This is a genomic window from Rhizobacter sp. P2_H2 (assembly GCF_056403375.1).
Genome location: NZ_JBFUFP010000944.1, coordinates 1 through 2128, shown reverse-complemented (window position 1 = coordinate 2128; position 2128 = coordinate 1). Strand labels below are relative to the sequence as shown.

The 2128-nt window shown below is 71.0% G+C and carries 2 protein-coding genes; one reads left to right on the top strand and one right to left on the bottom strand.

The window, feature by feature from the left end:
* On the bottom strand, positions 1-974 hold a 974-nt coding region (locus tag AC1D15_RS28535), incomplete at its 3' end, for an MFS transporter (RefSeq protein ID WP_477828670.1).
* Between the two features lie 140 nt (positions 975-1114).
* Here AC1D15_RS28535 and AC1D15_RS28530 point away from each other — a divergent pair.
* Positions 1115-2026 (top strand): LysR family transcriptional regulator, encoded by a 912-nt coding sequence (locus AC1D15_RS28530; protein WP_477828669.1) that lies wholly within the window; start codon positions 1115-1117, stop codon positions 2024-2026.
* The last annotated feature ends 102 nt before the right edge of the window (positions 2027-2128 follow it).

The window sequence follows — 2128 nt, the reverse complement described above, 5'->3', positions numbered from 1 at the left end:
GTCATCAGCAGGCCGGTGGCGGCCACACCCAGGCCCAGCTCGTGCTGGAAGTAGAACGGCAGCGACACGTAGCCGATCATCTGCCCGGTGAAGCAGCACACCGACGCGATGACCGAGATGCGGAACGACGGCACCCGCAGAAGATCGAGCGGGATCAGCGGCGCCGCCTTCGGCATCTCGCGCCGCACCAGCAGCACCAGCGAAACGGCCGACACGGCGAGCAAGGCCGCGCCGTACCACGGAAACGACGGCAGCCAGTCGCTGCCCAGCACGAAGGCGGCGAACATCAGCGCGTTGAGCGCGATGCTGGCGATGTCGAGGCGGCGCCCGGTACCGGGCGGGTTCGGCAGCCCGGCACAGGCGGCCAGCACCAACGCGCCGACCGGCAGGTTCACCGCGAACAGCCACGGCCAGCTCGCGACCGACAGCAAGGCCGCGCCGACGGCCGGCCCGGCCGCCGAGGCGCCCGCCACCGTCAGCGCGTTCCAGGCGATCGCCTGGCCCAGCAAGCGGCGCGGATAGGTGAAGCGCAGCAGTGCCAGCCCCAGCGGCATCACCGCCGCGCTGCCCAGGCCCTGCAGGCATCGGGCCGCGACCAGCCAGGGCAGCGACGGCGCCAGCGCACACAGCACCGACGCCACGGTGAACAGCGCGATCCCGGCGGTGAAGACGCGGCGGTAGCCCAGCCGCTCGCCGACGGCAGACGCGGGCAGCAGGAACATCACGATCGCCAGCTGGTAGGCGGTGACGATCCAGACCGCGTCGGCCGGCGCGGCGTGCAGCTGCTGCGCGATGCTGGGCAGGGCGACGTTGGCGATCGCGCCGTCGAGCACCACCAGCACGATCGCGCCGAGGATCGCGGCGACCGCCGCGTAGCGCCTTGGCAGCGGCAGGCCGTCGAGCTCGTTGTCTGCGCTGGAATCGGCGCGGTGAGGGACCGGGGACGAGTTGGATTCGAGGACGGTGGATGACATGGCTGGTGGACCGGAGGGGGACGCTCGATCGCGCCACGTCAGCATAGGTCGACGACCCCGGCCGCCACAGAGCGTGGCGMGCATCTTGTTCCTGCATGCGGCGCCGGATCGACACCGCCAAACCATGCTAGGTTCAGCGGATGCCCGCTGACATCGACCTCAATCTTCTCATTGCGTTGAATGCCTTGCTCTCGGAGGGCAGCGTCTCCCGGGCGGCCGAGCGGCTGGGGCTGAGCGAATCGGCGATGAGCCGCACGCTGGCACGGCTGCGCGAAGCGACGGGTGACGAGCTGCTGGTGCGTGCGGGCCGGGCGATGGTGCCGACCCCGCGGGCGCTGGCGTTGCGCGAGCAGGTGAAGGCCCTGGTCGACGAAGCGGCTGCCGTGCTGCAGCCGGCCGGGCCCGACCTGGACCTGGGCACGCTCGGGCGCCTGTTCACCATCCGGGCCAATGACGGCTTCACCGAGGCCTTCGCGCACCTGCTGGCGGCACGCACCGCGCGCGACGCGCCCGGCGTGCGGCTGCGTTTCGCGCCCAAGCCCGACAAGGATGTGCGCCCGCTGCGCGAGGGCCTGATCGATCTCGACGTGGGCGTGCTCGGCGAGTCCGGCCCCGAGGTGCGAGTGCAGACGCTCTATCGGGATCGCTTCATCGCCGTCGTGCGACAGGGTCACCCGCTGCTGGCCGACGGCGAGATCACGCCCGAGCGGTATGCGGCCTGCGACCACGTCGTCACGTCGCGCCGCGGGCGAATCACCGGGCCGGTGGACGACGCACTCGCCGCCGCCGGGTTGAAGCGCAATGTCGCCGTGATCGTTCCCAGCTTCGGCACCGCGCTGTCGACGGCGGCCGCGACCGACATGGTGGCGCTGATCCCCGCGTCGTACTTCGAGCACCTGAGGGCGAGCAACGCGCTGCGCTCGTTCGAGCTGCCGGTGCCGACGGAGCACATCACGATCTCGCAGATGTGGCACCCGCGACTCGATCGCGACCCGGCGCATCGGTGGCTGCGGGGCGTGGTGCTGGAGGTGTGCCGGCAGCAGCAGGCGTGACGGCAAGGTCAGGCAGCTCTGCGCGACCAGGCGAGTGCAGTCTCCAGATGGGGATAAACGATCTCTTCGACCTGCTCCGCGTCTTCAAAAAACGCCCCGCGC

Excerpts from the sequence above, each read along its gene's own strand:
- AC1D15_RS28530 (WP_477828669.1), top strand. The coding sequence starts at position 1,115 with ATGCCCGCTGACATCGACCTCAATCTTCTCATTGCGTTGAATGCCTTG.